1 protein-coding gene is annotated in these 348 nt (G+C 56.9%); it reads right to left on the reverse strand.

Annotation, left to right across the window (positions count from 1 at the left end):
* The coding region (locus HMPREF2952_RS07850) for an RHS repeat domain-containing protein (RefSeq protein ID WP_141754815.1) at positions 1 to 348 on the reverse strand (348 nt) is incomplete at both ends.

Below are 348 nucleotides of genomic sequence, written 5' to 3' on the forward strand. Positions count from 1 at the left end.
GGCCGTCGGGCAGGATGGTGCGGATGCGGTTGCCTAACGGGTCGTATTGATAGCCTACGGTGGCGCTTTGGCCGTTATGGACGGTGGTTTCGCCGATGAGGCGGTCGAGTTCGTCGTAGGCGAGTTCGACGCTGCTGTGTTGGTTGCGGGCTTTGGTCAGGTTGCCGGTAATCGGGTCGTATTCGAAACGGGTGCGGCTGATGCCTTCGTCTTTGCTTTGTCCGTTGCGGCCGGAGACTTTGCGGCTTTGTTTTTCGATCAGTTGGCCGAGGATGTTGCGTTTGAAATGGTGGATGTGCCAAGTTTCGGGACGCTCTTTCAGACGACCTTCATTATTGCTTTGGCCGT

Source organism: Neisseria sp. HMSC068C12 (assembly GCF_001814095.1).
Taxonomy (GTDB): Bacteria; Pseudomonadota; Gammaproteobacteria; order Burkholderiales; family Neisseriaceae; genus Neisseria; species Neisseria perflava.